Origin of the sequence: Streptomyces sp. YS-3 (assembly GCF_045257485.1) — a bacterium.
Taxonomy (GTDB): Bacteria; Actinomycetota; Actinomycetes; order Streptomycetales; family Streptomycetaceae; genus Streptomyces.
This window is the reverse complement of the sequence record NZ_JBJHPC010000490.1, coordinates 1-5470: the sequence shown is the minus strand read 5'-3', so window position 1 is coordinate 5470 and position 5470 is coordinate 1. Positions and strand designations below refer to the sequence as shown.

The window sequence follows — 5470 nt, the reverse complement described above, 5'->3', positions numbered from 1 at the left end:
CCCCTAGGGAGTGGGGTCCTACCCGTAGGGGACGGCCTTGGACCAGAGGTGGACACGGGGGGCCGGACGGTTCAGACCGCAGAGCGATGAAACGGGAGGGGTCCAGGAGCACCATGGATACATGAGCCCCGTGACCCTCACCCCCGCGCCCACCGTCCCGGCACCCCGGGGCGCCACCGCCACCGGAGCAGAGCACTCCCCGCACCGCGTCGGCAACGCCCTGCGCGCCGCGAAGGCCTTCGCCGGTGCCGCCCTGAGCGTCGTCGTCCTCGGGGAGTACTCGGAAGAGGCAGGCGTACGCCGCCACCGCTGACCCGAGCCCCGGGCGCCCTCCCGGCCCGCCGAGCCTGGCCCGGCCCGGCCGCGTGATCCTCTAGGGTCACGGCCGTGACGTACCGGACCGTGACCGACCGCTCACTCGGCGCCACAGATGCAACAGGCGCCACAGGCGCCACACGTGCCGCCCTGCTCGTCCTCGCGCTCTCCCTCGCCGCGCTGGCTGCGCTCTGCCTCGTCCTGCGCGTCCCCATGGCGGACGCCCTGGTCTACCGGGCGGAGGGCGCGGCCGTCGCGGACGGCGGCGATCTGTACGGCTTCACCGTCACCCGCTGGCACCTGCCCGCCACCTACCCGCCGTTCGCCGCGCTCCTGTTCGTACCGGCCGCCTGGCTCCCCGTTCCGGCGCTCAAGGCCGCCTTCGCCGTCGGCAACGCGCTGCTGCTGGCCCTGCTGGTACGGCTGTCCTGCCGGTTCGCCGGGATCGCGGCCCGCCCGGCCGCCTGGCTCACCGCCACCGCCGCCGGGCTCTGGCTTGAACCGGTGTTCCAGACGCTGCTGTTCGGCCAGATCAACCTCGCGCTGACCTGCCTGGTCCTGTGGGACCTCACCAGGCCGCCCGGCTCCCCCGGCAGGGGCCTCGCGGTCGGCGTGGCGGCGGGCGTCAAGCTCACGCCCGCGCTCTTCCTGCTGTACGCGCTGCTCCGGGGGCGGTGGCGGGAGGCGGGCACGGGCGCCGCCGCGTTCGCCGGGACCGTACTGCTGGGCGCGCTCGTCCTGCCCGGCGCCAGCGTCGACTTCTGGACCCGCCGGCTCTACGAGACCGACCGGGTCGGCAAGACGTGGATCGTCGACAACCAGTCGCTCCAGGGGCTGCTGGCCCGGCTGCTGCACACACCCGCGCCCGGTGCGGCGGGTGCGGTGGTGGCGGGTGTCGTCGCGGTCGGCGGACTGTGGACGGCCCGGCGGGCGCCCGAGCGCTGGGGCGTCCTGGTCACCGCCCTCACGGCGCTGCTCGTCTCCCCGGTCAGCTGGTCGCACCACTGGGTGTGGTGCGTACCGCTGCTCGCGGTCCTGGTGGCCGAGGGCCGGACCCGCACCGCCGCCGCCGTGGCGGTGGTGTTCACCGCCCGCACGCTGTGGCTGGTGCCGCACCAGGGCGAGCTGGACCTTCACCTGCCCTGGTGGCAGCAGCCGTTGGCATCACCGTACGCACTGCTGGGACTGGCCCTGTCAGCCCAGACAGCCACCCGCCTGCGACCCGGCGCACCCGAGGGGCGCGGGGAACTGCGCGAGCAACCCACCACGGCCCGCAGGCGGCCACCGGCCGATCAGGGGCGCGGGGAACGGCGCGAGCAACCCACCACGGCCCGCAGACAGTGACCCGGCCGATCAGGGGCGCGGGGATCAGCCCACATCCCCCGCGAGCAGATCGTCCGCGTCCACGATCCGGTACGCGTACCCCTGCTCCGCCAGGAACCGCTGGCGGTGCGCCGCGAAGTCCTGGTCGAGGGTGTCGCGGGCCACCACCGAGTAGAAGTGCGCCTGGTGCCCGTCCGCCTTCGGGCGCAGTACCCGCCCCAGCCGCTGGGCCTCCTCCTGGCGCGAGCCGAAGGTGCCGGAGACCTGGATGGCGACCGTCGCCTCGGGCAGGTCGATGGAGAAGTTCGCGACCTTGGAGACGACCAGCACGGAGATCTCGCCCTGCCGGAAGGACTCGAAGAGCTTCTCGCGCTGCGCGTTGGGCGTCTCACCCTTGATCACCGGCGCGTTCAGATGCTCGCCCAGCTCGTCGAGCTGGTCGATGTACTGCCCGATGACGAGGATCTGCTGGCCCGCGAACTTCCGCACCAGCGCCTCGGTGACCTTCCGCTTGGTGGCGGTGGTCGCGCAGAACCGGTACTTCTCCTCGGTCTCGGCCGTCGCGTACGCCAGCCGCTCGGCGTCGGTCAGATTGACCCGGACCTCCACGCAGTCGGCGGGCGCGATGTACCCCTGCGCCTCGATCTCCTTCCACGGCGCGTCGAACCGCTTCGGCCCGATCAGCGAGAAGACGTCCGACTCGCGGCCGTCCTCGCGCACCAGCGTCGCCGTGAGGCCGAGCCGCCGCCGGGCCTGGAGGTCGGCGGTGAACTTGAAGACCGGCGCGGGCAGCAGGTGCACCTCGTCGTAGACGATCAGCCCCCAGTCCCGGGAGTCGAAGAGCTCCAGATGCGGGTACACACCCTTCCTGCGGGTGGTCAGCACCTGGTAGGTGGCGATGGTGACGGGCCGGATCTCCTTGCGCGTCCCGCTGTACTCGCCGATCTCTTCCTCGGTCAGCGAGGTGCGCTTGACCAGCTCGTGCTTCCACTGCCGGGCCGAGACGGTGTTGGTGACCAGGATGAGCGTGGTGGCCTTGGCCTGCGCCATGGCGCCCGCCCCCACCAGCGTCTTGCCCGCGCCGCAGGGCAGCACCACCACACCGCTGCCGCCGTGCCAGAACCCCTCGACGGCCTGCTTCTGGTACGGCCGCAGCGCCCAGCCGTCCTCCGCGAGCTCGATGGGGTGCGCCTCGCCGTCCACGTACCCCGCGAGGTCCTCGGCGGGCCAGCCGAGCTTGAGCAGGGTCTGCTTGATCTGCCCGCGCTCGGAGGGGTGCACCGCGACCGTGTCCGCGTCGAGCCGGGCGCCGACCAGCGGAACGATCTTCTTGGAGCGCAGGATCTCCTCAAGCACCGGCCGGTCGGTGCTGGTCAGCACCAGACCGTGGACGGGATGCTTGCTGAGGGTCAGCCGTCCGTAGCGCGCCATCGTCTCCGCGACGTCGACGAGCAGGGCGTGCGGCACCGGGTAGCGCGAGAACTCGACGAGCGCGTCCACCACCTGCTCGGCGTCGTGCCCGGCCGCGCGCGCGTTCCACAGCCCCAGCGGGGTCAGCCGGTAGGTGTGGATGTGCTCCGGCGCCCGCTCCAGCTCCGCGAAGGGCGCGATGGCCCGGCGGCAGGCGTCGGCCCGCTCGTGGTCGACTTCCAGGAGCAGGGTCTTGTCCGACTGGACGATCAGTGGCCCGTTCACGCGGAGCACCCTCATTCCGTACGTACGTGGAGGCGGCGAAACCTCCAGTGTGCCTCAGCGGGGCGCGATGAGGGCCGGTCCGGCTCAGGCGGGGTCGTCCGCCAGCTCCGCGACCCCGGTGATCCGGTGCAGCGGATAGGTGCGCACCTCGTCGGCCGTGTGGTCGTACGCCGTCACGAAACCGCCCTCCACCCGCACCGGCGCGATCACCCGCTGGCTGGCGGCGCCGTCGGCGTTGACGTAGCCGATCCACAGCGCCGAGCTGGTCATCACCGCGGCCTGGACGGTGGCCAGCGTCTCGGCGGCCGTGGTGCGCGGCAGCCCGCCCGGCTCGGCGGGGGTGGCGCGCGGTCCCTCCTTGCGGACGACCGTGGCGGCCTCGTCGCCCGCCCGGATCGCCCGGACCGCCGCGCCGAGCAGCGTCTCGTCGGGCAGCGGCGGACCCTCCGGCACGGGCGCGGGAGCGGTACGGGGCGGGGTGCGGCGGGTGTCGGCGCGGGTGATCACCACATCGCCCTCGGCGGACTCGGCGGCCGGCGCGTACCCCATCGCGCGCAGCCCTTCGAGGAGCGCGGCGGGGTCGGCCTGGGCGGCGAGCACGGTCGGGGCGAGCCGGCGCAGCCGCAGCCCCGCGGACCGCTTGTCCGCGACGATCTCGTCGAGCAGCGCGTCGTCGTCGCAGCGCACATACGCCGAGGCCGCGCCGACCCGGAGGTGCCCGTGGCGGCGGGCCACGTCGTCGATGAGATAGCTGAGCGGCTGCGGGACGGGCGTGGCGCTGTGCGCGGCGAGGAAGGCGTGCAGATCGGAGGCGGCCTGCCCGGCGTCGAGGGCGCGGCGCACGGAGGCGGGCGTGAACCGGTACACCGTCGCGCCGCCCTTGGACTCGATGTCCGCCAGCACGTTCAGCGTCGCGGCGAGCGGGCGCCGCAGCGGGCCGGGCGCGACGGCGGTCAGGTCGGCCTGGAGCAGGACGTGGTCGACGGGCTCGGGCAGATGGGGCGCGAGCGCGGCGGCAGCGGCGAGGCCGGGCGGCGGGACCGTGCCGGGCCGGGCGGTCTTCGGGGCGCCGCCGTCGCCGCCCGCGGCGAGCAGCGCCCGCCCGTGCGCGGCGAGCGCGCCCCGGCCCGTCACGCCCAGCCACTCCGCCTCGGCCAGCGTCCACCGGGCCAGCCGGGGCCGCAGGTCGTCGGGGCCGGTGCGGGTCGGGTGCTCCCAGCGCAGCCGGGCGAGCAGCGTCTCGGGGTCGGGCGCGGTCCCCTCGGGCAGCAGCGCGAGCAGGGCCAGCACCCGGTGGCGCACCTCCGGGGCGGGGGAGCGGTCCAGGTCGGGGCCGAGGGCCGCGAGCGTGCGGGCCCGGGCGTCCTGATCGCCGACCAGGCCCGGCGTACGGGTCGCGGTGAGCCACGCGGCGGCCAGCCGCGACCACCGCTCGGCGGGCGGCAGGTCCAGCCAGTCGTCGTACGCGGGCGTCGGCGCGTACCGCTCGTCGGCCTCCCCGTCGGACGCCAGCAGCCCCGCCGCGTAGGCGAGTTCGAGCCAGAAAGCGGCGGCCTGCTCGGTGGTGTCCAGGGCGGCGGCGGTCCTTTTCAGGTCACGCACGCTCAGACCGCCCGCGCGCAGCACGGCGGGCCCGCCCTCGTTCCACTCGGTCAGCAGGTCCTCGACCATGGTCAGCGCGGTCAGCGCCTGTCCGGCCGCGGCGGAGTCCACCACCTGCGGCTTGTACTCCCGGGCCGGCGCGACGGCGGGCGCCACCGGCTCGGGCGCCCGGTGTGCGCGCCCGGCGCGCAGATGCAGGGCGGCCTCGCGCGGCAGCACGACCGTGCGCGCCGAGGTCGGCAGCAGCAGCCCGTGGTCGCGCAGCCAGCGCACGGGCGGCGCCGGATCGGCCGACACCTCGCCGTACGGCGGCCCCCACACCAGCCGGTCGAGCACCCCGAGGGCCTCCGGCGGGGCGGTGTCCAGCAGCGCCGACATCCGCGTCCGGTCGGTGAAGAGCGAGGTCAGCGCGGCGACGGCGGAGACGGGGTCATGGGTGGCGGGCAGCCCGGCCGCCCGCAGGATCTCCTGCACCCGCCCCGGCGACATCCCGGCCGTGGCCTCGGCGACGGYCGGGMCGAGGCCGGTGGGGGAG

Annotated in this window: 4 protein-coding genes; 2 read left to right on the top strand and 2 right to left on the bottom strand. The window is 75.0% G+C overall.

The genetic code is table 11. From position 1 onward, the window contains the following. Nucleotides 1–121: 121 nt before the first annotated feature. Nucleotides 122–313 (top strand): hypothetical protein, encoded by a 192-nt coding sequence (locus ACJA3G_RS28940; RefSeq protein WP_406555991.1) that lies wholly within the window; start codon nucleotides 122–124, stop codon nucleotides 311–313. A 74-nt stretch (nucleotides 314–387) separates the two neighbouring features. Further along, entirely contained in the window at nucleotides 388–1659 is a 1272-nt protein-coding gene (locus tag ACJA3G_RS28935) for a glycosyltransferase 87 family protein (protein WP_406555990.1), read from the top strand. A gap of 24 nt (nucleotides 1660–1683) precedes the next feature. On the opposite strand, the gene ACJA3G_RS28930 is transcribed toward ACJA3G_RS28935, so the two are convergent. Continuing rightward, entirely contained in the window at nucleotides 1684–3333 is a 1650-nt protein-coding gene (locus ACJA3G_RS28930) for a DNA repair helicase XPB (RefSeq protein WP_406555989.1), read from the bottom strand. Between the two features lie 84 nt (nucleotides 3334–3417). Continuing rightward, a partial coding sequence (locus ACJA3G_RS28925) for a helicase-associated domain-containing protein (RefSeq protein ID WP_406555988.1) occupies nucleotides 3418–5470 on the bottom strand: 2053 nt, incomplete at its 5' end.

What these genes read in the sequence shown, in the direction of transcription:
- ACJA3G_RS28940 (WP_406555991.1), top strand. Translation starts at nt 122, where the DNA reads ATGAGCCCCGTGACCCTCACCCCCGCGCCCACCGTCCCGGCACCCCGG.